This window comes from Haloferax sp. S1W (assembly GCF_044593955.1).
Lineage (GTDB): Archaea > Halobacteriota > Halobacteria > Halobacteriales > Haloferacaceae > Haloferax.
Map to the genome: position 1 here is coordinate 1 of NZ_CP172600.1, position 24,170 is coordinate 24,170.

General features: G+C 55.0%; 31 protein-coding genes and 1 pseudogene. 25 read left to right on the top strand and 7 right to left on the bottom strand.

Annotated elements, in window-relative coordinates; genetic code table 11:
* Positions 1–573: 573 nt before the first annotated feature.
* A complete protein-coding gene (locus ACH9L7_RS19840) occupies positions 574–1,470 on the top strand; it encodes a DNA-binding protein (protein WP_396614044.1) in 897 nt (298 codons plus the stop codon).
* 250 nt (positions 1,471–1,720) lie between these two features.
* Here ACH9L7_RS19840 and ACH9L7_RS19845 read toward each other — a convergent pair whose 3' ends face one another.
* Together ACH9L7_RS19845 and ACH9L7_RS19850 are read right to left on the bottom strand one after the other, a co-directional pair.
* On the bottom strand, positions 1,721–3,640 hold the full coding sequence (locus ACH9L7_RS19845) for a hypothetical protein (protein ID WP_396614045.1): 1,920 nt from the start codon (positions 3,638–3,640) through the stop codon (positions 1,721–1,723).
* Positions 3,641–4,144: 504 nt separating this feature from the next.
* On the bottom strand, positions 4,145–4,678 hold the full coding sequence (locus ACH9L7_RS19850) for a hypothetical protein (protein ID WP_396614046.1): 534 nt from the start codon (positions 4,676–4,678) through the stop codon (positions 4,145–4,147).
* On the opposite strand from ACH9L7_RS19850, the gene ACH9L7_RS19855 reads away from it, so the two are divergent.
* The 10 genes from ACH9L7_RS19855 (at position 4,677) to ACH9L7_RS19900 (ending at position 10,485) form a co-directional block, all read left to right on the top strand.
* On the top strand, positions 4,677–5,468 hold the full coding sequence (locus ACH9L7_RS19855; RefSeq protein WP_396614047.1) for a hypothetical protein: 792 nt from the start codon (positions 4,677–4,679) through the stop codon (positions 5,466–5,468). The genes ACH9L7_RS19850 and ACH9L7_RS19855 overlap by 2 nt on opposite strands.
* Positions 5,469–5,492: 24 nt before the next feature.
* Positions 5,493–5,570, top strand: coding sequence for a hypothetical protein (locus tag ACH9L7_RS19860; RefSeq protein WP_396614083.1), 78 nt, complete (start codon positions 5,493–5,495; stop codon positions 5,568–5,570).
* Positions 5,571–5,814: 244 nt separating this feature from the next.
* The gene (locus ACH9L7_RS19865; protein ID WP_396614048.1) at positions 5,815–6,735 is read left to right on the top strand and encodes a transcription initiation factor IIB family protein; all 921 of its coding nucleotides are present in this window, start codon (positions 5,815–5,817) and stop codon (positions 6,733–6,735) included.
* Between the two features lie 94 nt (positions 6,736–6,829).
* Complete coding sequence (locus ACH9L7_RS19870; RefSeq protein ID WP_396614049.1) at positions 6,830–7,714, top strand: hypothetical protein; 885 nt, start codon at positions 6,830–6,832, stop codon at positions 7,712–7,714.
* Positions 7,715–7,855: 141 nt separating this feature from the next.
* Positions 7,856–8,044: a hypothetical protein gene (locus ACH9L7_RS19875; RefSeq protein WP_396614050.1), complete on the top strand. Its 189-nt coding sequence runs from the start codon at positions 7,856–7,858 to the stop codon at positions 8,042–8,044.
* A 101-nt stretch (positions 8,045–8,145) separates the two neighbouring features.
* Positions 8,146–8,526 carry a hypothetical protein gene (locus tag ACH9L7_RS19880; protein WP_396614051.1) on the top strand — a complete coding sequence of 127 codons (381 nt, stop codon included), beginning with the start codon at positions 8,146–8,148 and terminating at the stop codon, positions 8,524–8,526.
* A gap of 82 nt (positions 8,527–8,608) precedes the next feature.
* Positions 8,609–9,049, top strand: a complete 441-nt coding sequence (locus ACH9L7_RS19885) for a hypothetical protein (protein ID WP_396614052.1) — start codon at positions 8,609–8,611, stop codon at positions 9,047–9,049.
* 104 nt (positions 9,050–9,153) lie between these two features.
* On the top strand, positions 9,154–9,645 hold the full coding sequence (locus ACH9L7_RS19890; RefSeq protein ID WP_396614053.1) for a hypothetical protein: 492 nt from the start codon (positions 9,154–9,156) through the stop codon (positions 9,643–9,645).
* Positions 9,646–9,648: 3 nt separating this feature from the next.
* Positions 9,649–10,014: a hypothetical protein gene (locus ACH9L7_RS19895; RefSeq protein WP_396614054.1), complete on the top strand. Its 366-nt coding sequence runs from the start codon at positions 9,649–9,651 to the stop codon at positions 10,012–10,014.
* A gap of 75 nt (positions 10,015–10,089) precedes the next feature.
* The gene (locus ACH9L7_RS19900; RefSeq protein ID WP_396614055.1) at positions 10,090–10,485 is read left to right on the top strand and encodes a hypothetical protein; all 396 of its coding nucleotides are present in this window, start codon (positions 10,090–10,092) and stop codon (positions 10,483–10,485) included.
* Between the two features lie 106 nt (positions 10,486–10,591).
* Here the strand turns inward: ACH9L7_RS19900 and ACH9L7_RS19905 are convergent, their stop codons facing one another.
* Positions 10,592–11,473 carry a DUF4238 domain-containing protein gene (locus tag ACH9L7_RS19905; protein WP_396614056.1) on the bottom strand — a complete coding sequence of 294 codons (882 nt, stop codon included), beginning with the start codon at positions 11,471–11,473 and terminating at the stop codon, positions 10,592–10,594.
* Positions 11,474–11,519: 46 nt separating this feature from the next.
* Positions 11,520–12,030, bottom strand: a pseudogene (locus tag ACH9L7_RS19910) (restriction endonuclease); the annotation flags it as partial.
* 121 nt (positions 12,031–12,151) lie between these two features.
* Here ACH9L7_RS19910 and ACH9L7_RS19915 point away from each other — a divergent pair.
* From ACH9L7_RS19915 to ACH9L7_RS19970, 12 genes are all read left to right on the top strand, one after another.
* Positions 12,152–12,556, top strand: coding sequence for a DUF6166 domain-containing protein (locus ACH9L7_RS19915; protein ID WP_396614057.1), 405 nt, complete (start codon positions 12,152–12,154; stop codon positions 12,554–12,556).
* A gap of 17 nt (positions 12,557–12,573) precedes the next feature.
* A complete protein-coding gene (locus tag ACH9L7_RS19920) occupies positions 12,574–12,852 on the top strand; it encodes a hypothetical protein (protein WP_396614058.1) in 279 nt (92 codons plus the stop codon).
* A gap of 49 nt (positions 12,853–12,901) precedes the next feature.
* The gene (locus ACH9L7_RS19925; protein ID WP_396614059.1) at positions 12,902–13,120 is read left to right on the top strand and encodes a hypothetical protein; all 219 of its coding nucleotides are present in this window, start codon (positions 12,902–12,904) and stop codon (positions 13,118–13,120) included.
* A 72-nt stretch (positions 13,121–13,192) separates the two neighbouring features.
* Complete coding sequence (locus tag ACH9L7_RS19930) at positions 13,193–13,879, top strand: DUF6166 domain-containing protein (protein ID WP_396614060.1); 687 nt, start codon at positions 13,193–13,195, stop codon at positions 13,877–13,879.
* Positions 13,879–14,037: a hypothetical protein gene (locus tag ACH9L7_RS19935; RefSeq protein WP_396614061.1), complete on the top strand. Its 159-nt coding sequence runs from the start codon at positions 13,879–13,881 to the stop codon at positions 14,035–14,037. The genes ACH9L7_RS19930 and ACH9L7_RS19935 overlap by 1 nt, the downstream gene beginning before the upstream one ends.
* Positions 14,034–14,699: a hypothetical protein gene (locus tag ACH9L7_RS19940; protein ID WP_396614062.1), complete on the top strand. Its 666-nt coding sequence runs from the start codon at positions 14,034–14,036 to the stop codon at positions 14,697–14,699. The genes ACH9L7_RS19935 and ACH9L7_RS19940 overlap by 4 nt, the downstream gene beginning before the upstream one ends.
* Positions 14,696–14,983 carry a hypothetical protein gene (locus ACH9L7_RS19945; protein WP_396614063.1) on the top strand — a complete coding sequence of 96 codons (288 nt, stop codon included), beginning with the start codon at positions 14,696–14,698 and terminating at the stop codon, positions 14,981–14,983. Before ACH9L7_RS19940 ends, ACH9L7_RS19945 begins: the two co-directional genes overlap by 4 nt.
* Before the next feature lie 404 nt (positions 14,984–15,387).
* Positions 15,388–16,389 carry a DUF6610 family protein gene (locus tag ACH9L7_RS19950; RefSeq protein ID WP_396614064.1) on the top strand — a complete coding sequence of 334 codons (1,002 nt, stop codon included), beginning with the start codon at positions 15,388–15,390 and terminating at the stop codon, positions 16,387–16,389.
* A 72-nt stretch (positions 16,390–16,461) separates the two neighbouring features.
* Positions 16,462–16,809: a hypothetical protein gene (locus ACH9L7_RS19955; RefSeq protein ID WP_396614065.1), complete on the top strand. Its 348-nt coding sequence runs from the start codon at positions 16,462–16,464 to the stop codon at positions 16,807–16,809.
* 86 nt (positions 16,810–16,895) lie between these two features.
* The gene (locus ACH9L7_RS19960) at positions 16,896–17,822 is read left to right on the top strand and encodes a DUF955 domain-containing protein (protein ID WP_396614066.1); all 927 of its coding nucleotides are present in this window, start codon (positions 16,896–16,898) and stop codon (positions 17,820–17,822) included.
* A gap of 385 nt (positions 17,823–18,207) precedes the next feature.
* Complete coding sequence (locus ACH9L7_RS19965; RefSeq protein WP_396614067.1) at positions 18,208–18,516, top strand: hypothetical protein; 309 nt, start codon at positions 18,208–18,210, stop codon at positions 18,514–18,516.
* A 51-nt stretch (positions 18,517–18,567) separates the two neighbouring features.
* Positions 18,568–18,891, top strand: coding sequence for a hypothetical protein (locus ACH9L7_RS19970; protein ID WP_396614068.1), 324 nt, complete (start codon positions 18,568–18,570; stop codon positions 18,889–18,891).
* 266 nt (positions 18,892–19,157) lie between these two features.
* Here ACH9L7_RS19970 and ACH9L7_RS19975 read toward each other — a convergent pair whose 3' ends face one another.
* A complete protein-coding gene (locus ACH9L7_RS19975; protein ID WP_396614069.1) occupies positions 19,158–20,414 on the bottom strand; it encodes an orc1/cdc6 family replication initiation protein in 1,257 nt (418 codons plus the stop codon).
* An 877-nt stretch (positions 20,415–21,291) separates the two neighbouring features.
* Here ACH9L7_RS19975 and ACH9L7_RS19980 point away from each other — a divergent pair.
* Entirely contained in the window at positions 21,292–22,038 is a 747-nt protein-coding gene (locus tag ACH9L7_RS19980) for an N-6 DNA methylase (protein WP_396614070.1), read from the top strand.
* Between the two features lie 247 nt (positions 22,039–22,285).
* On the opposite strand, the gene ACH9L7_RS19985 is transcribed toward ACH9L7_RS19980, so the two are convergent.
* Positions 22,286–22,726 carry a hypothetical protein gene (locus ACH9L7_RS19985; protein WP_396614071.1) on the bottom strand — a complete coding sequence of 147 codons (441 nt, stop codon included), beginning with the start codon at positions 22,724–22,726 and terminating at the stop codon, positions 22,286–22,288.
* Between the two features lie 152 nt (positions 22,727–22,878).
* The gene (locus tag ACH9L7_RS19990) at positions 22,879–23,433 is read right to left on the bottom strand and encodes a hypothetical protein (RefSeq protein WP_396614072.1); all 555 of its coding nucleotides are present in this window, start codon (positions 23,431–23,433) and stop codon (positions 22,879–22,881) included.
* Between the two features lie 109 nt (positions 23,434–23,542).
* Here ACH9L7_RS19990 and ACH9L7_RS19995 point away from each other — a divergent pair, with 109 nt between their 5' ends.
* The gene (locus tag ACH9L7_RS19995; RefSeq protein ID WP_396614073.1) at positions 23,543–23,860 is read left to right on the top strand and encodes a hypothetical protein; all 318 of its coding nucleotides are present in this window, start codon (positions 23,543–23,545) and stop codon (positions 23,858–23,860) included.
* Positions 23,861–24,170: the final 310 nt, after the last annotated feature.

Below are 24,170 nucleotides of genomic sequence, written 5' to 3' on the forward strand. Positions count from 1 at the left end.
ACGACCGAGACGGCCTCGCCCTTTCTGAGTCCGCCAGGATGGTGGCTGGGTTACTGAGCGTCGAGAGTGGTTGAACGGTGTTTCTCTACGGCCCGCCCCGCTCGCCGCTGCCGCCCTCCGCGTCGCTCGCGACCGACCATTCCGGGCATGCGGGCGCTCTCCGCACCGCCCGCGCCCGTTCCGGGCTAAAGTGAATCTGGTCTCGACGCCAGCATTAAGCGCGTTTTCGGTTGCGCCCCTCGCGGGCTTTCGCGTTCCAGCGCTTTGGGCCGTTCCGCGCGGCGAGTCACACCACGACTCGCCGTGCTCACGACCGTCGCCCTGGACACGAACCCGCAGTCCGGGCCGGACACGAGAAACGGCTTAAAGCTGGACGCTTGCTCCGGGCGGGTCGGCGCGCGGTGCTGGTTGGGTGGCCTCCCTATGGCGCGCTCTCGCTCGCGCCCCAAGGGGCGCTCGCGAAGGCGCGAGCGAGAGCGCGCAGATGATTCTGTCGGTAGGTGTCGTCGGAAAACCGCGATGTAGGAGCATCGCGGTGTCGGGCGCTGAGCGCCTTCGGATCAGTGAGATCCAATGTCAAGTAAGAACGTCTTTGGTAATGAAGTTTCGGTCGATGAACAGGCATTCGAAAAAGCGGACGAAACGGCGGTCGACGAAGACGGCTTCGAGGTCGTCGATGAGACGCCGAAGTTCCAGGCGACGGTGCAGATGGAGGTGCAGGCAAAGGTCGATGCGAACCACCCGGACGGGATGGTCGACACCAGCGACGAGCGGATTTACGGTGCGACCCTCGAACAGGAAGAGCGCATTCGGGCGCGGGAAGCTGAACTGGAGCGCATCAGTGCCCAGGCAGAGCTCGGGACGCAGGAAGGTCGGGAGAAGCGGACGCGAGACATCGCGGCGAAGCGGAGCGCTGAGCGGCGTGCAGAGTTCCAGAAGCGGGCGGCGAGCGTGAACCCGATGGCTGACCCGGAGCGAGGCGATCCTCGTGCAGAACTTACGCAGGAGCAGTTGGCGGCGGTGAACAAGCAGTCGATGCGGCTGTCGAAGAAGCTGGATGGCTGGTCGCGAGCGGCGATTGGTCGGCGGCTGGGTGAAGCCGTCGTCGGTGGGAAAGACCTGATGAGCGCGGTCGTCGGGGTGTTCGAGGAGTTGCAGACGGCGCCGGGGACGGTAGTTCCCATCGGGAAGCTCGAGGACGTCAATCGCAAAGAGGTGAGCATCGAAGGTCAGGTCGAGACGTTGTGGGATCCCTCCCATCCGAGCATCGCTCAGGTCGGACTCATCGCGGACGACAGTGGCCAAACGCGGGTGACAATCTGGGAAAAGTCGGATGCACCGTTGATCGAGGAAGGCGAGCAGGTTCGCATTCACGGGGCGGCACGGAACTGGTACGAAGGACGCGTCTCACTGGCCGTCACGGGGTGGTCGACCCTTCATTTCCCTGAGCGCGGTCGGTGGTGGGAATAGCCAGTCGTCGCAGCCCTCTTTTTTGCTACGTGCCGGACCGACCCAGACCCCACCGCCCCACCCTCCGCTCCGTGCTCGCTCCGCTGCGCGCGCAGCCACGACCTTGACAAAGGATTGAAAATAACTCTACGTATTGGATAACCGAAACCCAGATATCATGAGTCTATTCAGCTGACAGCGTAGGAATCGTCTTTCAGCATATCTTACTCGTCAACATAGATGCAGAGAACTAGTCACAGCCTTCTTTCGTCTAATTAGCCTCCGATTCCAGATATTCATGGTACTCAGCACCTTTAGTACTGATATCTTCATAGAATTCGGTCTCAACTACTTGTTGCAACTGCCGCCATGTCTGACTTGATGAGAGCTTCTTGATACCATGTCCACGTCCAGTTGGATAACCCAGTTCTTCATGCCACGGTCGAATCGCTTGTCCACCATAGTCCGGTATGTCATAGAAATCAGCAACGAGTCGCTCATCAAGTATTTCCTGCGTCTTCTTTAGGTCATCGAACTGCGCAGCTATGCAACCACACAGTTTTAGATGCTTGTAGATCCAACGGGTGTCGTCCTCGCCGAACCTGCTTTTTGCCTTTCCGTAGAAGTCATCTACTTGCTTGAAAATCTCCGAAAGTCTCTCATCATTGCCTTGGAAGAAGAAAATTGCAATAAGAAGGAAATCTCCAAAATGATGTCTAACCGTAGAATCCGGTCTGCTATACCTTGCACCGTCTATTTCCCGTAACATCAAACTCAGGAAGTCAGAAGTCAGCCCATCCACCAAATCGATTTTCTCTACAAATTTTACCTGAATGTCGTTGCAGAAGATGAACAACATCTGGGGATAAGCGGAATATACATCGTGGTAATTCGTGTCCGGAAAAAGACACGCCATGTCACTTAAAAACTCAACTAACACCTCACAACAATCAATAAATTCAGATTCCAAACGGGCATTTTCAAAACCCACTGCCTCACGTGGATCAGTACTGAACTCCTCTGGAGGGGAAGTCGTGATTGACCCAAGTCCAGCAGCCATATCTGGTGTTAAAGAATAGAGACCATAGTATCGGAATAGAGTCGGGAAAGATTCCAACCTGAAAAATACGGCTTCGAGCAATCCCTTATCAAACTGGTTGCTCTTCCATGCCGTGGAAAAGAGTTCCAGAATTTCGTCTAATGGTTTCTCGACTTGATGACTCTGAAAATAGAGTCCCTCGGAAATCAGAGAATCTATCATAGAGATGTAGTGCCATTGGAATTGAGAGAGGCACACCCTTAGTGGCATACTTGCTTTATTCGCCAGACTCCATTTCCCGATCCTTTCCAAGTATGATGAATACTGCCAGTAGTGCGAATGACCAGTAGCAGTTTTAGTTTCCAAGGATAAGACCACCGTCCGATTGATTTCTCGAATCGACTTGCCCAGAGCATCTGTCCGATCCATCTCAGGGTACGTAATTTCGAAGATCTCCCACAATGATTGAAGCCACAGAGAAGTCTGGACTGCGTTCTCAGTGTTTCTAAAGGTTGATCTCGACAAACTCCCCAAAGATTCAGATAGCGGTTCTAAATATTTCTGACTCGTATAGTCCTTTCCCGTTCTCTCGATTATGAACTGAAATTGGTCGTTCAGCTCCCTCACGAAATCATCTTCGACAGGCGAAATTAACCTTCCCAAATATTTCGACCCAATACTTTCCAAAGATTGGACACAGGTGATCACAAGGACATGATCGTTATTTTCAATCGCACGAATCGCCGTGTTGGTAATTAATAGAGTATCCTGGGTGAGTTCTGCAAGAAACTCTTCATCCTTCAGCGGTACGCGGGCAGATGATCGGTAGATGTTGTCTCTAGTGATTTTTCCATTGATACGGTCCTCTACCCTGTCGATAGCATTTGAAACGTCTAGATAATGACTCGTGACGAGAGACAATGAAACCAGATAGAGAAATGAAGAAAAGGTCAAAATAAAGCTCAGAGATTGAAGTGCATCTGACCATTGAAAATACAGTCCAGAAAGGTTGTATAAGGCGATGAGCAGCAGTCCTACGAATATCAAAATAAGATAGAAGTCGCTGTAAATCTCCTTCGAGAGACCCGGATTATACTCTTGAGTTGTATTCTGGATGACGAAGATCAAGATGATGAAGACGAAGCCAATCATATTCACAAGAAGTAAGAGAGAATTCGAGAAAAACGCGTTCTCCTTCGAAACGGCAAATAATTCGACTACTTGAGAATTTGGATAGCTTATTGAAATCCCCACAAATACCAACGGTAAAATTGAGATGGTCCAAAAGGTTATTTTCCCCCAAGAGTACAGGTCCAGATTCGATCTCCAAGCTTGAAATCTTGCTATCTTGGATTCTAAAAAAATTCTCACCTGATTCTGAGTCCACCGCCATTTTGCAACTATCACTCCCCGCAGAAGAGACAGGATTACCACAACACCAAGTCCAATAATGCTGCCCCCCATCAAATACAGTCTCGGTCCCGAGTTGTTGGCGAATGCTGTGAAGACCAATGTCCCCCCCAATAGGAAGGTGTAAATTACAAAAATCTTCTTCGCCAATCGGACGAACATTAGTGCCAACTGACTTGATAGTTCGAGGTCCTATAATTGTATCCCAATCCAGTTAGAAGTGAAGATACAGTCTCTACCAGTCACTCACAGAAGGGCTATAGTTTGATCTTCGAATATAAACCAGAGAGCCCAGATTGTACCAGCGAAATCACCGTCCCTGACTACGAACTGAACTCGATCAATATCCATGACCTGAGTTGACCCTCCGTTCTCAGCCGACGGTAGCTTCTTGAGCTGTTCCTGCAGCTCATACCCCGATCCAGTTTCAGTTGCTAATACCCCGCTCTCTTTCCCCTTGTATTCATTTCCAAGGAAGATAGCGCGATAGCTGGAGTTTGGAGAACGAAATCGTATTTCGATCTCAGCGTCGTCATCTAACTGCTCAACATCAGCATTGATGTAGACACTGCTTCTGGAAGCCTCAGAGATAGAAACCGGGATTTCACCGACTACTTTCCCATCAGCAACCGAGTCTTCGGTCGAGATCATTAACCCATTATTGTTGTCATTTTTGACATTCTTGGCAGTGAGCTTGGCAGACCCACTTGACGAAACGGACAGGTCTGATGAATCAACCGCCCCTGGCCGCTCGCTGGTTCTTCCGAGACACCCGGTCATGGAACCCAACACTGCTGCGGCGACCAGAAACTTTCGACGGCTTGTATTTTCAATTCCGACCATTGTGTTAGGAAATCAGGTAGCCAAGAGATTAACTCCAGATGATATTTCACACCCTGAATTATATTATCGAGCAGTGTTTATTGAGCGGTATAATTTGGCGATGTCTGGCGATTCTACCGACTCACATCCAGCAAGGAAGATTGACCGAGGAGAGCTCAAAGGTGAGTTAGGTGAACTCAACGAGGATGTACCCGCATTGACTAGGAGAGTGCTCGCAACCGAGTTTCCTGAAGTCGAACCACAAACTGTGGGTAACAACTTAGACGATCTAGCAGAAGGCGGAGAAATCTGCAGATTCAACGATGGTAATACGAAACTCTACTGGTACCCCCGTGAACGCGACGAGGGTGGGACAGTCAAGTACAGCGAACTTATCGACGATTCGATTGACTGGGGAGAAATCGACGTGACTACTGTTCCTAAAGAGGTTGCCCAAGAGATTGCTGCCGAACGACTCCCATATTATCAACCCCGGAGCTTCTGGACTCAAACCACCTATGCCAGCCAACTCGGCGTGATGATCGCCTTCGGAATGGTCATACTGGGGATCGGTGGGCTCGTTGGCGGTACTCTAGGACTGGGACAGAACACTGCCGCTAGGATATTCCAAGCAGGGCTATGGCTGTCACTATTCGCAATGATCGGCTTCGTGATTTCGTTAGCCCTGGACAATCTTGCCGCACAAGATCGCGTTCCGGTGGATCCGCTTTCGAGATTCCGGCGATAAGCTTGTGAGTGTCCTGCTGACGCGATGTACGATGGTCCGTGTAAACACCGGATCGTCGTCGCCATTCGACCTCGAATCCTCGATATCGCGACGAAGATGTGAGCTGTCGCCGACGGCGGCGTTGTAACCGACAGAAAGTGACTGGCAGACCAATCCGGTGACGCAGACACAACACAGTGCGATTGTGAGGAACTGGCCGACGCCTTTCCCTGCTGGGAATGTGTACGGGCGGGTCGCCGAAACCTCCCAAGTAGCTCAGTAGACATCCCCACACCGCTAGGTCCGCAGTTGTTTATTCCCCCTGTGAGGGGTGCGGGGTGCAGACAAGGCATCTCGTAAGCTACCGATGGCGACGAGACACATCTACGAAACCGACTTTGACGAAGACGTATCGAATGACAACACACCGTGTCCAGAGTGTAAGGGCCAAGTGAGAACGAACAGCGTTGAAACAATCTGTGAGGACTGTAGTCTCGTTATTGACGAACAGCGAATCGACCATGGTCCGGAATGGAGAGCCCACGATCAAGACCAGCGAAAGCGGACGGGCGCTCCACTGACTGCGGCACGTCACGACCGAGGGCTGTCGACAGAAATCGGTCGGCGAAAAGATGCGAACGGGAACGAGCTCTCTGGGCAAAAGCGCCAGCGGCTATCTCGAATGCGGCGAGAACAGAACCGTGGTCGATTCCAGTCGAAAGCCGAGCGAAACCTCGCACACGGGCTGGGCGAAGTTCGAAGAGTCGCAAGTGTCCTCGAACTCTCGGACTCGATTCGTGACCAAGCGTGTCAACTGTTCCGGAGTGCTCAGAATGAAGACCTGCTTCGAGGCCGGTCGATCGAGGCGATAGCTGCAGCAAGCGTGTACGGAGCCTGTCGCTGTAACGGCCACTCGCGGTTACTCGATGACGTCGTGGACGTGGCACGCGTTGACCAATCGAGAGTCACGAATGCGTACAAGACGCTGAATACAGAACTCGGACTCCCGACTCAGCCTGTTCGACCGAGCGAATTCATCCCCCGTCTCGCGTCAGAGTTCGATGTTCCAGCGAACATCCGACAGCGAGCTCGGAAGTTGGCTGAACAGTTAGAATCGTCGGGGGCCACATCGGGTGTCAAACCGTCAGGATTCGCAGCTGCCTGTTTGTACAAGGCGGGTCGCGAGGAAGGACAATGGCTGACGCAGGAGGAAGTCGCTGAGGTGGCGAGCGTCACTGCAACGACCATCCGGTCGCATCGAGACACGCTAAACGAATTGGCGATTTGAAGACGCTGTCTGCGAGTTCTCTGCCGATTCGAGTTCGGCGTTGGTGGCTGAGGTTTAAATACAGAGACGAGGGAAGGTGCTGCCAGACGACTCTATGAATGGACGTCAATCTGATTTTGAGGAACTACGACCACTTGGTGAAGCGACTCGCGTTCCCGACGACGAGCTTTCTGGACGGGGGTACGCTGGGCGATCAGAGGGACAGCGAAAAGAGGGGCTGGATTCGTATCCAGATCGAACGAGATCGACACGGAGCGAATGTTCCTCGTGCGGGGCGTCGATTCCTGCGAACCGTACCAAGTGTCGGTTCTGCCTCTCAAACCATCTCGATGGAACCACCGACGACAGTCGCACCCCGGATACTGAGTGGACACTACTCCACGTCGTCCATCTGCTCGTCGAAGCGTCGACGTTCTACGCCGCCGTCGCGAAAGGTGCTGCTGCAGCCACACTCCTCACGAAGGCCGACAGAGATCCAGCGGTTGACGACTGCCAACTGATCTACGACCTCGATATAAAGCCCGCCGCACAGCTGACCGACAAGTGGCCCTCGCTCCCCGAAGCAGTTCGAGTCACCTCTGAAAGCGGTGAACAACTACTCACAACCGCTCGTCAGCGGACGAAACAGACAGAGGTGACGCAGTCGCCGTGTGAGGGGGCGCACACGACGTTCCTCTACGACGAGGGAGGGTACGACGTTAGTGAGGAAAGTCGGCTTACAGGCTTACTTGAGAGGGCCGAGAGCGACGTCTGGTTAGTGCCAGCGATTGCACTTCAGCGTTCCGTCGACCGCGAGCATTCAGAGGATCGTCGGCCCAACATTCCCTCGAAAACACGTCTTGACTGTCGCAAGTGTGGTCGAACGACCGAGCACCAGTTCCAGGAGTTCGAGTCGCTCCCAGCTGACGAGTGGTCTGGCCAGCCAATGTGGGAGTGCCAGGTGTGTCAGTCGCCTCGTCACGGACCAGATCCCGAGTAGGATAATCGGTTGAACAACACCTTAACCAACATAGGATGTCTAGACGAAGTTTGTTGGTTAAGGCTGGTGCAGGGCTTCAGCGGGAGACATCAGCGTACCTGCTTCGTTTTTCTGCGCCAGAAGTCGGCGGAGGCGTACATCATGGACCCACGAGACACACCAGGATACCGACTGCATCGCGCACTCAGCAACCTCAACAGCATCGACATCGACCAACTGGACTCACCCGACCGAGAGCGAATCGTTGAGGCCACCACGCTTCTGGAACAAATAGGACTACTCACTCGGCCAGGTGCTTCGGAGAAAGCAAACACCAAGGCCGAATCCTGAGGAAAGGATCGGTCGAACAGCGTCGGTTCAGCTTCTCTTCCAGTCGATTATATTCCCCCCAAAGGGGTGCGGGGGTAGGAAAGTGCCCTCGAGGACTAACAATGGCAACACTCCAAGCAGCGACGGCGTCGACCGGCGCGACCGTAACCGATGCACAGGCAGTCCGCCAGCTCTGCGAAGCACATTGCTTCGGGACCCTGAATTGGGAAGTAGACGAAGAAGGAGAGCTCATCATCTGGGGCTACGACGCCTTCGAGATCTACGAAACTCGTGAGGATGGACTTCCAGACTACGAAGGTGGTCTCGTCACTCACGAGTTCCTCCGAAAGCTGGCCAACTATCTCGAATCCGGTGAAGAACTCGACATCCAGACCGCGGGGTACACGAAATGCCGGTTCCCGGTACTGGCAAAGCGATACGTGGTTCGCGACGGTGAGGTCCTCCACGCGGACCTCAGCACCCTCAATCCGATAGAGGAATAGCTGAAAATCAGTCTCCCCGCGAGATGCGAGGGCCCTGTTTTTCGAGGGCTGATTGACTGAGCCCTCAGGGCTTCGTGATTCAATGTCTGAGCAATCATCGAACGATCCGTTTGAGGATTGTGAGCTGAGCCCCGACGCGATTCTTGGCACTCACACCTTCGAAGACGTACTGTTCACAGACCAGACGGAAACACCCGTGAATGTGTTGACCGGTGAGACACCAGTACATTCGCAAGCAAGCGTCGACGAAGCTCGAGCCTTCGCCGCCGGAATCGACAGTGACACGCCGCACATCGCACTCCCGGCATCAGTCGAAGCGCAAATCGAAACAGCAAGCAAACCGTACACAGCTGCTGCCTTCTTCCACTTCAAGGCGACCGGGTCGCTCAAGCGACATCGTGCGTACCACGCCGCCTATAACTCGGATACGTTCTCAGTTGAGTTCGAGGCCGACTACGAGAACGGAGACCTGACGATCAGCGTCGAGGAGGAGGATTGCCAGTCGGAGATCGAGAACATCTAGCCAGCGTCGTCAGTATTATTTTTTGAGCGCCGGCGATGGGTGCCGGCGCATCACGTAGCGAGGCAGTGTGCAGTCGCGTGTGTCGGCAGACGAAGGTGAAACCGATGCATATGGTCATTTACACTCTGGTAGAGGCATCGACACAGAACGACGCGTTGGCCACCGGCAAAGCAGTGTTCGACCGACTGGTGGGCGCAGACCCACATTCATCCGCCGTGTTCGACTACTACGTCTGCTTCGACGAGGAGAACACGACGGTTGCGGGCAAGGCTCGATGGGGCGATTTACCGGCCGCAGCTCCCGTTGACTCGGACGATGGGCAGGACCTGCTCGACCAAGGGTGGGAAGCGACGAAAGAAGAATTCGAGCGTAATCTCGAACGCGTAAAGGAAGCCATCGACGAACTCTCCGACGAGGAAATCATGCGCGATGAGGACCTCGCTCGGCACGCGTTCCATCAAGTCGGCGCGTACGACGGTCCGTCGGTGTTCCTGTACGATCAGCACGCGACCGGCATCCGACATCGCGAACAACTGGATCGAATCCTCGAAGAGAGTGAAGACCTCTGGATCGTCCCCGCCGACGTCCACTTCTAACCGATGTCCCGGATCACAAACTGGACACGGGAGAGTCGCTCACCGTCGCTTGCGTATCGAAACACCGAGACTGGAGCCCGAGCCGTTCTCCACCGTGCACCGGACTCCTACCGGTACAAGTGGCGGGCAGCAATCCTCGTCGACGGCTATCCGGTCTGGTCGCGTGGCTTCGAGACGAAGCAGGCGACAGTCTTTCGGGACGCTCTTCGAGACAGACCACTCCCTGAGCTAACCTGCCCTGAGTGCCCGAACGACGACGTTCTCGTCGGTGAGAAGGCAGCTGACGGGGCGAAGGTACAGCGCTGGTTCGACTGTCCCGATTGTGGCTACGAAGCTCGCTCGAAGGTAGTCTACGGCGCTGAACGCTAAGGTCACAAGACGTCCAGCGGTAGCGTTTTTCTGGGGCAGGAGGGGTGGCCCGAGTCAAACGGACCAGATCTACAGATGAGTCTGGACGTCATCGACCGTCACAGCGAAGCACTGTTCGAGTTCCTCTGGTGTCCCGTCTGCGGGCACGAGGTGTTTAGCTACATCCCCTTCGAGGGCGTGTTCTGCAAGAACTGCAACACACAGGTGGGACTCCAAGAGTCGCAAGAGGATCGTGGCTACGAGGAGGCCGTGCTCGCCTGCTTCGATACTGCCACGACCTGGAATCTCCACGTCGACGAAAAACTTCGTCGCGACCTGCCTGACGGGTCGGCGAGGGTGAAAATTTTCGGCGCACCAGGTGCCTACGAGGTCGACTGGTGGAGTCCGGAACCTAGCGAGGACTGGGAGCCTGTCGAGCGCGGCGAGTTCGACGACGTCGAAGAAGCATCAAAGGTGTCGCACCTGGCGTAATGGTATCTCAAATAACCCGCTCTCTCATCCCGGTCGATGATTTCCGAAAATCGATCTTCCTGGACACCATGAAGAAGGCCGTAGGCAAAGAAATACTGTAAACCATTTACTCGACGTTCTGTCTCTCCGACAACGGTTCAGCGACAATCGGAGAGTCCTCAATCCGTTCCTCCGCCTGGTCAAAATCATCCCTACACGAGTACACGAAACGGTTAGACCGGGTAACCTGCAAATCTCGTTGGAACACCACATTATCACGATTATCCTTCTCCCACACCTCCGGTATATCAGGGTAGACACTGGTCTCGATGATAGCCAGCATCACCCAAGGCGTCAACGGGAAATACACCTGCACACCTCGATTCATCAATCCCAACTCACCGTAAGGCCCGAAATCCAGCTCATTATGCCTCACAACCGGAAAGTCGGAAGTATAGTACGGGAGATCAGAATCGTTCAAGAACAAGTGCCAATCCAACTTCATCAACATATCTCCGAACTGGCCGCCAGCTTCTTTGATCAAATCATTCTGCATCTCCCGCAAGGTATCCTCCTTCTTCGTCTCATCAATCTCCTCCTTCAATTCCTCCGACATATTCTCCCGGCCAACCTGTTCCTCAATACCCTCAATCATTCCCTGGATAGACGATCGCTCGCCGCGTGTCCTAATCATCTGAACACCGAGGAACTCAGCAACAGCCTCCTTCTCATCCTCAGATAGAACAGACAACGACCCGTTCTCCACCATTTTATGGTATGGATTCGTTACACGACCCTCCAAATCCTCCAGAAATTCCTCCATCTCCGGCTCCAACTCCGTCTTCGGATCGTAGAAGAAATTCTCCGTCGCCGTATTCCCTACACCCGTCTCGAAACTGCGTTTGTTCTGCTTGTCAAAACAGTAGACAGAATCACCATCCGGCTTGGTAGAGAATCTACGGAGATGCAACCGGGGCACATAGTGCTGAGAAACCTTCTCATCTCTCATACCTGGAGAACAACCTGCCAACTTTCATAAAATTAACCGTAAAGCTAGTGTTCTCGATGTCGCGGAACGCCTCCGCGACGGCCGCGTCGACCTCGGCGGCCGGGTCATAGGGGCGTGGCGTCTCGTCCCAGAGAATCTCGATTCGACCGTTGTAGAGATCGAGGCCGATCTCGTCGGCGATCTCCCGGAGATCCTCGCCGTCGAGCAACTCGATTGGGTGTGGGTCGTTGTTCTGGCTGGAGGCCGTCGGCGTACTCCTGAGCAGGGTTCGTGAACCGGCCAGTCGTGACGACCATCCCGCATTTCGGGCCGTCGAAGTCGAAGGTCGCGATCGCCGAGTGGAGCTTCTGGACGACCGGCCGCCCGACCGTCACCGTGTGTTTTCACTCGACGATGATCGCACGCCGCGTGCCGTCTACGACCTCCTCCATGATGACGTCGTGACCCTCGTCAGCCGTGCTATCGGCCTGGCAGACGTTCTCGTAGCCGAGGTTGCGGAACACGTCCTCCATCACGTCCTCGAACTCGAACCCTGAGAGATTGTCCAGTACAGCCATTCCGATATACCTGGACAGTACGTTGCAACTGTCAAATACATTGCCGAACGCAGCCGCGTCCTGTTTTTGAACCCCCGAGGGGGTGCGGGGGTGATCGAACGAGCCTCTCGCAAACCGATCTATGAGTGGAATCAGCGACCCACGCTCGCACGTACAGTCACGGGCCTCGGATGATTCCGACGTCATCTACGTTGGTTACCGTCATCGAGGCCGCGTCATCGTCGAGAAGCAATCGGACCAAGAACAGCTCACGCCAGAGCGGAGTCTCGAACTGGCGAATCACAGTCCTTCGGGCTTCGAATGGGGATATGGTGGCAGCGGGCCGGCCCAACTCGCACTCGCCCTTCTGCTCGATTACACCGACGACGAGGAGGTCGCACTAGCGAAGTACACGACGTTCAAGACCGAGGTCGTGAGCCAGTTGGAGTGTACAGGTTCTGACGGCTGCTGGCGACTCACCGGGCGCGAGATCGACGCAGCCCTTCGTGAGACAGTCGACGACCCAGTCGCACCGTCCGTCAACTAACAGTCAGAGAGCAATCCATGCCAGAACCCACCCAGCAGTCCCGTACGAACGTAGAATCGACCGAGAACAGTGAGCGACAGGCACCAACTGAGTACGTCGAGCGAAGCGATGTCGGGGTCTCCCTCACCGTGAAGCTGACTCGCGGTACTGGGACTCGCGATCAAGACAAGATCACTGCCAAAGTGAAAGCGAAAACGCTCGAAGAGGCTCGCGAGGACATGGAGACGCTTCGGGGGTACATCCACGACCTCGCCGAAGACGCCCGCCAGATCCAACCGGGGGAAGACGACGAGTAGCGGGCAAGTGCGGTCTATTTCGCCTCTGTAGGAGCGGAGGCGATCATCAGTGAGCAACTCAGAAGAGCAAGAACGAAATTCGGACGGACTGTCGCCAGCACAGCGACTCGAACCGCCAAACTCGCGCCTCATCAACGCGGGGATCGTGACGATTCACGATATGGAGACACTGCGAGCGTGTGTCGCCTACGAGAACGCAAATCAACAGCGTGTTTGGATTCTTCGCCAGCTCAAGCAGCAGGCCGACGAAATCCGTTCAAAAGACTGAATCACTGCTCGTGGAGGTTGTTTTTCACCCCCAAGGAGGGGTGCGGGGTATTCGACGACCCGCGTTCGACACATGAAGACGGATTCTACCGGCGATCCCAGAACAGACGTACAGACTGCGAGCGACCCTTGCCAGACGAACAGAGACCACGTCGAGTATGTGGGGATGCGCGTCGACGACAGACCGGTCGTACTCAATCTCACGGAACACGAGCGACTCGTTCCCGACCGAAGCCTCGATCTCGTACGACAGCGCCTGTCTGGATTCGAATGGGGCGACACTGGCAGCGGTTCGGCACAGCTCGCCTGTGGACTCCTCCTCGATTACTACGACGACGAAGCCGTCGCCTACAAGCACTACATCCAGTTCCGCGATGACGTGGTGAGCCAGTTGGAGTGCAGTGGACCAGCCAATTGCTGGCATCTCACCGGCGACGACATCGAAGCCGCACTCGCGGGCGTAACCAAGCACGAAGCACTCATGCCGGATGGTGGAACGCCAACCCCGTCACTTCCAGTAAACTGGAGTGCCGTGAATCGGTCAGAACGGACAGTCTTCCAGCGGCGAAACATCGACCACTACGTCGTCCTTGGTGAAGGGACCGAGGAGTGGCTGCTCCTGCTCTGTGCGCAGGGCGACCGTGCGTATCCGGTCCCACTCGACATACGTACCGTTCCGATTGAGGAGGATCCTGCTCCTGCCGTGCGGGAACTCGTTGCCGAGAGCAACGACCTCGTCGAGCCGGAGGAGGATGCGTGATGGAGACCTTTCGCTTCTCCCGGGCCACCTACCAGCTCATCGAACGCGCTGTTGAGGCACTGGAGCGCATCGGCCACGAACTCGAGCGGTACAACGACCAGCAGGAACGTGAGAGAACCGAGAGCACAGACGTCTCGGCGGGGCGCGACGATTCATGACCAGCGTCCACCACGATGATGCGACTGGCCGGACTGGGTTTCAGTTCACGCGGGCGTCGGGCGGGTGCGACTGTCCGATCCATCACGATAGCGACCCGGTCACGGCGCCGCTTGGACTACGGTTCGCCGAGCGAGTCCAAATCGAGACGATTCCCCGGCACGTCGCCGGCGCAATCTACGAGGCCCATCACTCCTACATGGACAGCGTCCCACTCACCAACCTGGTTCATCACGGTCTGAGCTACCAAGGACAGCTCATGGGCGCGATTACATGGCGACACCCGCTCATCCGGTCATTGAATCACGATAAAACCCGGTACGAAGGCGACGAGATCGTCGAGGCAGCTCGCATCTGTATCGGTGTCGACTTCCCGAACCTCGCATCGGCAGCGCTTGCACGGTCGATGGATCAGTTCATTCGACGTGAAGCACGTCGACGCGGGATTCGACTCCTCCTGACGTTCGTTCGAGCGGATTACTCTGGATCAATGGTGAAAGCACTCCGAGCCAAGGGCTGGCACTGTACGGGAAAGACGGGGACAGGCCAAGCAGGGAATCGACCGGACAAGCCGATTCGTGAGACGCCGAAATGGCGATTCGTTTGTGAGGTATCCAGTGGTCACGATAGCACACAAACGACAGTTGAGCAGTGGTCAGCATGACTCAGAAAGCGACTCTCGATCACTTCGCGAAGAGTGCGACCGAGGAATCCAGCATGCTCACGCTAGAAGAGCGGCTTCTCACCCCGATCTCCCCATCAGTTGGTCTTCGACTGGTTCCTGGTCGCGGCAACCCGCTGTATCTCCAGAATCGAGGCACTGAGCGGTATCTCTTCCGCGACGAGCACGACCGGTGGTTCATCATCCAGCCGTCGGCGAAGGACTCAGAAGATGCGTTCATTCGCTGGGTGTATCTGCCGGAAAACAAGTCGGATCGACTTGCGTAGTCAGCACTTCATCAACGGACAGTCATCGGCTACAACTACGTTCGGCGGTCGGATGCACCAGACCCCGTCTGGTCGACGGTGACAGCGATGTTCGTCACGGAACGCTGGCCCGGGACAACCTACCAGTGTGGATCATGTGAAGCCCGATTCGACACGGCACGAAATCACGCGATCCACTGCTGGGAGACCCATCCATGGGTGCCGAATCCTGAGCAGATACGCCGACGACGCCCCTCCAGCGAGTAGTCGGTGAAGGGCAGTCTGGCTTTGGCTTCGTTTAGGCAGTTAACCAACAGACACCCCATCTCTACCGCTTGTGTTGGTTAACAGCTTCCAGTAACCCAGTTTTATTTTCCCCAGAAGGGGTGCGGGGCGGCCAGAAGTGGCCGTTCCGGGCCCTACTCATGTCGCTCGATATCAGTCCCAGCAGCAGCACCCCACGTGAGATTGACGCTGCAAAGCAAACCGACTACGTGGCGTTCCTGCACCGGGCCCCGTTCGCGCTGGACGCCTTCACACTCGGCTTTCTGCCCGGCTTTCGTGAAGACTGCAGCTTTCAGCAATCCCAATTTCAGGGGTTAGAGATCCCCGTTGGGATGCTCGATAACGACTTTCGAAATCCCGACCTGACTCGATACGTCGACCGGTTTTTCGAACACGAGCCACGAGTCGGCGTCATTGGGGACGCATACGAGCCCGACGATGTCGATGATTACGTCGCTGCTGCTCGCGAAATCCAAGCGAGCTACCCCGATGCAGAGCTCGTCATCGTGCCCAAGTGCCAGGAGGTGATCGAGATGATCCCTGACGACATCGTGCTCGGCTACTCCAGGGGCTACGCTGATCGGTTGGCCCACGAATTCTCCGAGCCGACCGACTGGCGTGGCCGACGCGTCCACATCCTCGGTGGCAGCCCACCGAAGCAGCTTGACGTCATTCAGCAGTTGACCCGACCGACGCTTGCAAACGACCCACCCGCAGATATCGTCGGCGTTGACTGGAACGGGCTCCATCGTGGCGCGCAGTTCGGGGAGTTCTGGACAGCTGCCGGGTGGGACGATAGCGGTCGAGACGCTGACCATGTCACCGTTCGCAAGACCGTTCGGCACAGCCTTGGTCGACTCCGAGAGTTCTGGCGGGGACACGGAGTCTGGCCAGATTCGACACCGCAAGATGCCGGTCTGGATGTAGAGTACGAGGGGCCATCACCGAGTGAGCTCGACGGTGCTTCCTGTACTGGATGCGGGGCGAATGTCTGGCGAACCCCTCGTGGTCCCTTTGTTGCTGAGTATGATACGGGAGATGTCTGTGGGTACTGCAGCTACGACTGCTACTTCTCGCATCGCCATCGGAACAATCTCGAGGAAATAGCCGGCGAGAAGAGCGTCTACTTCCCACCGGCGTGACTCGGAAAGTGTTTTTCGAGCCCCTGAGAGGGCGAAGGCTCCATCGAGAGTCTTCATCCAGAGGTGAATCAAGTGAGTCAGCGACAGCATGCGAACGACGTCTCGGTCGATGAGATTCCAATCGATATTTCGAACACACAGTCCGGGGAAATCGATCCAGGTGATGTTCCTGCGGAGATCGAATCCATCACTCGCGGACTGGCGAGTGAACAGCCGCCGACGAACCCACTCGTCGTTCTCAAAGCAGCTCGGTGGTGGTACATCCACGACAAAGGTGGGTCCGATCCCGCATTCCGGTGGGCCATCGAGTGGGCGCGACACCTCGCGACAGACACACCGAGCGACGTAGAGATGTTCGACGAGTATCTCGAATATCTTGTTACAGTCGGTTTCGCGGACGAACCACACGAACTCCGGTAACTCTCAACGGGAGTTGTTTTTCGCGCCCTGAAGGGTGCGGCGCGTTCTGAATCGATGCAGTTGCGGTAATTCGAGTCCTGAAAATCATGGCTACGAGTAGTGATTCGTCGGTCTCGTTCGAGGAGACCGACACCCGGCACGACGAGATGCACAGTACCATCGAAGCGTGGATCGACGACCTCGTCAACCACGTCGACGATGCACAAGCAAGTGAGGAGTTCCAAGAGTGGCTGGAAGTCCAGAGTCGGTTCCACGACTATTCGCACCGAAACACGCTCCTCATCAAGCTCCAGTATCCCGAGGCAACGAAGGTCGCAGGCTACAACACATGGCGGAACGACTTCGATCGGCACGTCAAGGAAGGCGAACAGGCCATCTGGATCTGGGCACCAATCATCACCAAGCGATGTCCCGAGTGTGAGAATTCGCCCAGCTACCACGAGAACATCGGTTGTGATTACGACGAAACGTCGCCGGATGACTGGTCGAAAGGCCTCGTCGGGTTCAAACCAGCACCAGTCTTCGACGTGTCACAGACGGAAGGAGAACCGCTTCCCGAACTGGAGACGGCGGCGACGGGCGATGCCAATAACCTGGTGCCAGCGCTCAAAGATGCAGCTGATGAACTCGGTGTGGCGGTTCGCATTGTCGATGCCGATGACTGGGAGCATGGCGACGCGAAAGGGGTCTGTAAGTATCGGAGCCTACACGACTTCCAACCAGTCGTCGAGGCGAGGGCTCGGTCGAACCACGCAGATCTCGCGGTCACACTGATTCACGAGTACGCTCATGCGCTGCTCCACTTCGATATCGAAGATGAACCCGAACGGGCAAAACGCGAGGTCGAAGCAGAAGCAGTCGCGTACATCGTCGGTCGATATTTCGGACTCGACACGAGTGGCTCAGCGTTCTATCTCGCTGCATGGCAGGGCGATGACCCGGAGGCAATTCAAGAGCGTCTCGGTCGAATTAGTTCCACCGCTCAGGAGATTATTCGATCACTCGGGGAGTGACGCTTCGGCTAACCTCCGAACAGCACTCACAGTCGAAACTAATCGAGTGAAGACCCAGGTGCGTTGAAAACCGGTTTTTCACGCCGTCGAAGGGTGACGGCGTGCGCGAACTCGCCACGTCGATTCAACTGAGATCATGACCGAACGCACTGACATCGTCGAGGCAGAGAACGGAGACGAAACAGACCACGAAGAGCGAGTATATTCACCCGATGGTGGAGTGGTAGCATCGAACCCCACTCCTGCAGCTTCGCCACCTACTGAAGCTGGCCAACAGCCCACTAGTGACGAAGACCCGTCTCAAGAGACACTCGAGCCGCGCACTAAGCGAGCTCGAACCGAAGAAATGGACGTCTCGTTACTACAGAAGGGAGGACTCTACGAGGTGAAATCGGAGTCAGGGAACATCTACGAGGTCGACGTTGCGAGTGAGACGTGTACGTGTCCAGATTTCTCGAAGCGGAACCCTAGCGGTGGGTGCAAGCATCTACGGCGGACCGATCTCGAAATTCGGAGTGGGAACGTCCCTCGCCCTGATGGCCGTCTCCCGGAAACGACGGACGTGGTCGAACAACTTGCAACGGAGATTCGCGAGCTGGACCAAGAGATCGAAGAACGCGAGAACCGTCGGCAGGAACTCGAAGCCACGGTTGCGGTTATCGAGGAAGTCTCGTTGAGTAGACTAGAAAATTAACCAACAATTCTAAGATATTGCCCAACAACGTTGGTTAACAGAAACTGTCCAATGTCCTATTCTCCACCAGACCCACCTCGAGAAGTCCCAGCAGACATCGCTTCAAAACTCGATGAACAATCCCCGGAGGTACTCCGACAAATCGCCCGGTTTGCCGAGGAGCTTGCTGAGCATCGCGAGCGGGAGGTACGACTAGCTGAAAACGAGGAGGATAAGCAGGTCGAAGAGCGACCAGAGGACCTTCCCGATGACGTCCCGTCGAAGGCGACGATCACGATCAAGGAGATCAACGATAATCGCTACTACTACTGGCAATGGCGGGAAGGAGACAAAATCAGATCAAAGTACAGGGGCCCGGTCAACCCGGATGAGTAGTCCACCGGGAAGTTATTACAGATACTCATAAATAAAAGTAGTATGAGGGCTTGTCAGACACTCCACTATTGCCAGTAAAACCGGGATACATGGCACAGTTAGATGAAATTGGCAACGGTGGTTCTGATGCTGACTAGTCTAATTCATTAGGAAAAGGAGTTACTGGCAACAGCGGAGAGGGTACTGGACAAACTGGCACTGCCGGTTAGCACTTTACTGGCAAAAGTGGAGAGGGTATTGGCAGTACTGGTGTTGGCGGTCCGAAGTCACTCCAAAACCCGATGCCTCTTCGCAGTTTCACGAATATCGTCGAGCTCTCCTAGTTCACTCTCGAGTGCATCGAGGGCCGACGACAGAGAGACATCAAGCTCGTACTCGTTGTAGTTCCCGCGTCCACTCGACGAGTCGACCAACCGTAAGATCCCGTGGAGGCTCAAATCCGACAAGTGGTCGTGTACACGCCTGCGTTTCAGCGGTTCACTGCCGTGATTTCGAAGAACTGCTTGATACCGCTCATAGATCAGTTTCGTTCGTTCGGGTGTTTCTCCCTCTGCGGCGAGCTGGCAGACAGTCAGCAGCACATACTGCCCCTGCCGGGTCAACGAATGCATGCCTTCGACCACCTGTTGTCGCTGAATCTGATGCTCAGCCTCGCGGACGTGGTCTTCGGTGATTTTCGCCTCTCCACCAGCCATCGCATCGTTTTCAGCGATATCAGCTGCTTTCCGGAGTAACCGTAGCGCCTGCCGAGCGGATCCCGAGTCCTGTGCAGAGAACGCTGCGCACAACGGGATTACATCCGTCTCGAGGACATCGTCGTAGAGTGCAATGTCGGCTCGTTGCTTGAGAATATTCTGCAGTTCATTCGCATCGTACGGAGGGAACAAGATCTCCTCTTCACAGAGAGTGTCCTTGACTTTCGGAGAAAGATTTTCTCGAAACTTGAAGTCGTTCGAGATGCCAACCACACCGATTTTCACATCGAGATCCAATTGGGAGCGTGCTCGTGGAAGCTCGTACAGAATATCGTCATCCGAGCCGATGTTATCAATCTCGTCCAGGACCACGAGAATAGTCCCACCGATCGACTCGAGGTCGTTGTAGAGTTCGTTGAAGATGCGTTTTTGTTGATACCCGGTTTCGCTCATGGGCTCGCGCGTAGACGAGACAGTAGTGAGAGGATGGGAAGGAGAGCGAATTTCATTCACGAGGTTGACCGCTACCTGATAGGACGTGGTGCAGCCGGTACAGTTGAGTTCGATAACGTTGAGATCGACGTCATCGTACTCTTCAGCGGATTCCTGCAGTTCCTCTAGAAGATCGTGGGTCGCAGCTGTCTTCCCGACGCCGGTAACGCCATAGAGAAAGACGTTGTTCGGTTGCCAGCCCTGTATGACGGGACGGAGAGCGGCCGCATATTCGTCGAGTTCTTCGTCCCGCTCCTCGAGTGTCTCTGGCTGGTAATCATCTCGGAGGACATCTTTGTCCTGGATGATGAACGATTCTCGATTGAATCGGCCCATAGGCGGATTCAAGACCAAGAACCATCATAAAACCATGGGTTCCAGTATCACCACTAACCCACCACTCGAACCAGTTATGCCAGTATTGCATTCACTTATAAAACACACACACTCCACTATTGCCAGTAAACCTTCGCAACAACTGGAGGGGGTCAACGACCCCCTCTTTAGTTAGCGATACTCTTAATACAATGTGCGTAAAACCAAATCCGCACTAGAGAAAACTCATCTAGCTGTAGTAGGTTTAGATAACAGTAACTAGACTAGGCGCGAGACAGCTTCTACCCTCCCGTCCATCCTCTCCTCGTTACTGGCAATAGTGGAGTGAGAGAGGGACTTAAACAACGGCATTATTGGCAATACTGGCAACACCGGTCGTCTTCTTTCTGCTACTATCGTCACCTTCCCGGTATTCCAGTCGAAATCTACCTCTCCTAATACCAATCGGGACCGTGGGAGTCACGCACCTTTGCACAGATCTGGATCTACTCTCCGTCACTGATCGAGTTCAAAGTTCGACCGATGCAGATCACCGTTAACCAACAAAGCACATAGCTCGACTATCTGTTGGTTAACTTTTCGAGATGTCTGTCCGATTTACGGTCCCCACTCGATACTAGCACCTCACGATTTCGGCACTTCGCGAACCTGTAAGCGCTCGCTTGATTGCTCCTCGACCATCTACGACTGACTGAGCGATTAGCAGCGGTATTTTTTATTTGCCCCTGATGGGTGCGGGGCCATTCAGAATTGCCTCGCACTGATCGGTCATGGTCACGAGAAACATCTCCGAGACGAGCTTCAGCGAACAGATCAGTAGAACAAATTCGGTTGCGACGCGCCTGAAACGGCCTATGATCGGGCTTCAGGTGGAATCATGAGTTCTCAAATCAAGCCGAAAATCCGTGAGAAGGTAACAAATCCTATGGACGAGATTTCTGCGAAGACTGGTGATTCGTCCTATCAGGTTTTCTCAGATTTCCTTGATCTCACCATCTCAAGTTTCTCCGGTGATGAACGGCAATACTCGACTCGAATTGAACGATATCGTACTGATGGGCACGACATGGCCACCGTGAAGAATCTTCTTCAACTCCATGCAAAAGCTCTTAGCGGGCTTGTAGTCGGAATCGAAGAAACCAATCAAGACGTTCTTGGTGGCATTTATGAACATTACTCTACTACCTCAGATAACTTTGCTCAACATTTCACACCAGGCTCAGTTAGTGGCACAATGGCTGACATCTCGTTTCCAGATGAGGACAAAATCTGTGCTGCTTCGCCTGACGATCCGCTTCTTATCGGTGATCTCAGTGGATGCGGAAGCGGAAGCCTTCTCTTGGAGAGTGCCTGTCGTCTTCACAATATACGGGCGGACTGCCCGGCGATCTACGTTGGATGGGATATCGACCCAGACTGCGCGAAGATGTGTGTGATCAACTTCGTGTTGAATGGACTCCCAGGATACGTGGTTCAGGGAGATTCGCTTAGAGTTCAGGTGAATCGATGCTGGAAAATCGAACCTGAAAATCTAGCTCGGGAGCAAATGCCTGTTTCCGAAATTTCTGAGAGAGCTCACGAAGAAATCGTCGATGCGTTGGTAATAAACCACGACGCGGACTAACTCGACGAACCCCAATCTGGGTTCGAGTCCCGGTGGGCGTTCTCATGTCGATATGCGAGACGTGAGTTGTACGACATAAAAAGGAACCGCGGACTCTGTACGACTGTCTCGGGAAACTGTACGGGGACGGTCGAGGGTACAGGTTTCTCATTAGGTAGACGCGCCAGTGGTCGAATAATCCACGACCCTGCTTTCCAAGTCGGAGATCTTGGTGTGAATCTGGGGCGGGCGCACTCACGTTCTACCCCTACCAGCTCAGTGCGCTTTCGGTGAACTTCTCCGACTCGGGGAACCACTTGTTCCCGTCGTGGTAGGCGTAGTCGAGCCGCTGAAGCTCCCACAGAAGCTCACCGATCCGGCCGCGCTCGGACGTCTCGTTGTCCGGGTCGAAGTCGTCGAACGGCGAGTCCTCGAACTGCGTCGCCGCCCGATGGATCACGCGCCGTGCACGCCCCCGGTTCTGTACCAGGGCACGGAACACGTACCGGTGCTCATCGGAAGGAAGCTCGTTCAGCATCTCCTCGTACGACCGGGTCTCCGAGTCCTCGTCGGTCGCTCCGTCGGAGTCGGCCTCTACCTGGGCAGCGTCACCGCCGCCACCCAGCTGTTGTCCGATGAACTCCCTGACTGCGGCGGGAACTTCATCTTCTTCGCCTATCGTGACCGTGATCGTTATCTCAGTAGTCATAGAGACAATCTACTTCTTCGTAGAACATCTGTCATCTTAAGCGTTTTCTAGAGATTATCTAGATGTTCTCGTCTTGATTGAGATAATCTCGATCGGAACGCTGTTCTTACAGTGTCCTTCCCCGCCCGTCCACCTCATCAGGCCGCTAATAGTCACATCGTCTGCATTCGCTCGATCGCATCCCAGATCATCTTCGGCAACCCTGCACACCAACCCCCCACATCATCATAATCCATAGAGAACACTCGTATCTGCACCAGCGTGTGTCCCTGCGCCGGATTCGGCTGCGTCTGCATGTGCTCGGCGTCGACCAGATCCACCTGGGACGGGTCCGAGAACAGGGTTGCAAACGGTTCCTGATCAAGACGATCGTCCGAGATGGCAGCATGGTCGAAGCGCATCGTCAGCTCCGTTGAACCCGATACCGACGCAAACACAGCTTTCTTCATCCTGTACAAAATTCCCGAATCCTCTCGGACCTTGATGCTCGTGACTGTCCCGGTCATAGGACCACCTGCATAAATGGCATCCACCAGTTGCTGCCGAAGATACTCCTCCTTCTCCCTCGCGGATTCGACTCCCTTCCACCGCCACCTGTGAATGTAGACGACAACACTGGCAATCGCTCCCAGCACAGCAACAGCCGCGATTATTCCCGTGAGAATAGTACCTACATTACTCTGCAAGATGACTGGCGAGATAGCCATTGGTCGACAGAACACGTAGTCAGGTAATCAATTTGTTCCACCGTCAGCACAAGAACAGACTTGCAGACAGCCGCAAGCCACTTCTGAACGCACCCTACTAGAACCGGACATGTACTGGCAGTCCGCGTTCCTCGCCTTCCTCGTCGGCGCCATCACCGCCACCGCCGGCGTGCACTGGTACCGCCGTCAGCACCCGCGCTTCAACCGTATCTCCCGCGTCCGGTGGCTCCAGGCGTTCGACTTTGAGCGGGCCGGATACACACTCATCGCGCTGAGCGTAGTGGTTTTCCTCTCACAATACCTGTTCCCCGTCCTCGGCATCGTTGCTGGGCTACTGCTCGGCGCACGCGCCGCCCTCGCCGTTATGCAGCATCAGCGGTACGACCCCAACACCACGCCGCGCCGTGACGTTCACTACGTCGACTAAACGGCCTCCCAGTGGCTAAGACAACGCTGACACCAGATACTCGCAACCGGTGCCCTCCGTCAGATCACCGACTACACCTGACCTGGCGGAAGCGAGAGTCGGACCGGTCGTCGCACCGTCGTCCTCCGGAACTAGAACCCTCGATGGGTAGATCGGCGAGATGGATTTATGTGCGTGTCCCGAACACAGGATGGTAATGGCGGAGTACGTTGAGTTGTTGGATATTGACAAACTATCTACCGTTTCTACACGAACAGCAAGAACCGTGAACCAGCTTTCCAGAATACTGCTGGTTGGGGGGCGGTGAGAG

Excerpts from the sequence above, each read along its gene's own strand:
- ACH9L7_RS19840 (WP_396614044.1), top strand. The coding sequence starts at position 574 with ATGTCAAGTAAGAACGTCTTTGGTAATGAAGTTTCGGTCGATGAACAG.
- ACH9L7_RS19845 (WP_396614045.1), bottom strand. The coding sequence starts at position 3,640 with ATGATTGGCTTCGTCTTCATCATCTTGATCTTCGTCATCCAGAATACA.
- ACH9L7_RS19855 (WP_396614047.1), top strand. The coding sequence starts at position 4,677 with ATGGAACCCAACACTGCTGCGGCGACCAGAAACTTTCGACGGCTTGTA.
- ACH9L7_RS19850 (WP_396614046.1), bottom strand. The coding sequence starts at position 4,678 with ATGACCGGGTGTCTCGGAAGAACCAGCGAGCGGCCAGGGGCGGTTGAT.
- ACH9L7_RS19860 (WP_396614083.1), top strand. The coding sequence starts at position 5,493 with ATGTACGATGGTCCGTGTAAACACCGGATCGTCGTCGCCATTCGACCT.
- ACH9L7_RS19865 (WP_396614048.1), top strand. The coding sequence starts at position 5,815 with ATGGCGACGAGACACATCTACGAAACCGACTTTGACGAAGACGTATCG.
- ACH9L7_RS19870 (WP_396614049.1), top strand. The coding sequence starts at position 6,830 with ATGAATGGACGTCAATCTGATTTTGAGGAACTACGACCACTTGGTGAA.
- ACH9L7_RS19875 (WP_396614050.1), top strand. The coding sequence starts at position 7,856 with ATGGACCCACGAGACACACCAGGATACCGACTGCATCGCGCACTCAGC.
- ACH9L7_RS19880 (WP_396614051.1), top strand. The coding sequence starts at position 8,146 with ATGGCAACACTCCAAGCAGCGACGGCGTCGACCGGCGCGACCGTAACC.
- ACH9L7_RS19885 (WP_396614052.1), top strand. The coding sequence starts at position 8,609 with ATGTCTGAGCAATCATCGAACGATCCGTTTGAGGATTGTGAGCTGAGC.
- ACH9L7_RS19890 (WP_396614053.1), top strand. The coding sequence starts at position 9,154 with ATGCATATGGTCATTTACACTCTGGTAGAGGCATCGACACAGAACGAC.
- ACH9L7_RS19895 (WP_396614054.1), top strand. The coding sequence starts at position 9,649 with ATGTCCCGGATCACAAACTGGACACGGGAGAGTCGCTCACCGTCGCTT.
- ACH9L7_RS19900 (WP_396614055.1), top strand. The coding sequence starts at position 10,090 with ATGAGTCTGGACGTCATCGACCGTCACAGCGAAGCACTGTTCGAGTTC.
- ACH9L7_RS19905 (WP_396614056.1), bottom strand. The coding sequence starts at position 11,473 with ATGAGAGATGAGAAGGTTTCTCAGCACTATGTGCCCCGGTTGCATCTC.
- ACH9L7_RS19915 (WP_396614057.1), top strand. The coding sequence starts at position 12,152 with ATGAGTGGAATCAGCGACCCACGCTCGCACGTACAGTCACGGGCCTCG.
- ACH9L7_RS19920 (WP_396614058.1), top strand. The coding sequence starts at position 12,574 with ATGCCAGAACCCACCCAGCAGTCCCGTACGAACGTAGAATCGACCGAG.
- ACH9L7_RS19930 (WP_396614060.1), top strand. The coding sequence starts at position 13,193 with ATGAAGACGGATTCTACCGGCGATCCCAGAACAGACGTACAGACTGCG.
- ACH9L7_RS19935 (WP_396614061.1), top strand. The coding sequence starts at position 13,879 with ATGGAGACCTTTCGCTTCTCCCGGGCCACCTACCAGCTCATCGAACGC.
- ACH9L7_RS19940 (WP_396614062.1), top strand. The coding sequence starts at position 14,034 with ATGACCAGCGTCCACCACGATGATGCGACTGGCCGGACTGGGTTTCAG.
- ACH9L7_RS19945 (WP_396614063.1), top strand. The coding sequence starts at position 14,696 with ATGACTCAGAAAGCGACTCTCGATCACTTCGCGAAGAGTGCGACCGAG.
- ACH9L7_RS19950 (WP_396614064.1), top strand. The coding sequence starts at position 15,388 with ATGTCGCTCGATATCAGTCCCAGCAGCAGCACCCCACGTGAGATTGAC.
- ACH9L7_RS19960 (WP_396614066.1), top strand. The coding sequence starts at position 16,896 with ATGGCTACGAGTAGTGATTCGTCGGTCTCGTTCGAGGAGACCGACACC.
- ACH9L7_RS19970 (WP_396614068.1), top strand. The coding sequence starts at position 18,568 with ATGTCCTATTCTCCACCAGACCCACCTCGAGAAGTCCCAGCAGACATC.
- ACH9L7_RS19975 (WP_396614069.1), bottom strand. The coding sequence starts at position 20,414 with ATGGGCCGATTCAATCGAGAATCGTTCATCATCCAGGACAAAGATGTC.
- ACH9L7_RS19980 (WP_396614070.1), top strand. The coding sequence starts at position 21,292 with ATGAGTTCTCAAATCAAGCCGAAAATCCGTGAGAAGGTAACAAATCCT.
- ACH9L7_RS19985 (WP_396614071.1), bottom strand. The coding sequence starts at position 22,726 with ATGACTACTGAGATAACGATCACGGTCACGATAGGCGAAGAAGATGAA.
- ACH9L7_RS19990 (WP_396614072.1), bottom strand. The coding sequence starts at position 23,433 with ATGGCTATCTCGCCAGTCATCTTGCAGAGTAATGTAGGTACTATTCTC.
- ACH9L7_RS19995 (WP_396614073.1), top strand. The coding sequence starts at position 23,543 with ATGTACTGGCAGTCCGCGTTCCTCGCCTTCCTCGTCGGCGCCATCACC.